At 67.6% G+C, this 420-nt stretch carries 1 protein-coding gene; it reads left to right on the top strand.

Annotated elements, in window-relative coordinates; all coding sequences use genetic code 11:
* Nucleotides 1-420: DUF881 domain-containing protein (locus C0Z19_RS27735; protein WP_146012175.1), on the top strand; the 420-nt coding region annotated here is incomplete at both ends.

A 420-nucleotide genomic window follows, 5' to 3' on the forward strand; every position in this document is an offset into this window, starting at 1 on the left:
CCCTTAGTGTGCTTGCTGGCGGGGCTGCTGCTGGCCGCCACGCATGGGGTGTCGGGCGGCACCGAGATCCGCCGCAGCGATGCGCCGCGACTGGTCGACCTTGTCCGTCGGGCGCAGGCATCGGTGAACCGTCTCGCCACCGAACGCGAAGCGCTGACCACCAGAATCGACTCGGTGCACGGCCGATCTGTCGATACCGCGTTGGCGGCCATGCAGCGGCGGTCCGCCAAGCTGGCCGGTGTGGCGGCTATGAATCCGGTCCATGGGCCGGGCCTGGTGGTTACCCTGCAAGACGCGCAACGCGACGCCAACGGCCGGTTTCCGCGCGACGCGTCCCCGGACGATCTGGTTGTGCATCAGCAAGACATCGAGGCTGTCCTCAACGCGTTGTGGAATGCCGGTGCTGAGGCGATCCAGATG

The organism is Trinickia soli, assembly GCF_002879855.1.
GTDB classification, from domain to species: Bacteria; Pseudomonadota; Gammaproteobacteria; order Burkholderiales; family Burkholderiaceae; genus Trinickia; species Trinickia soli.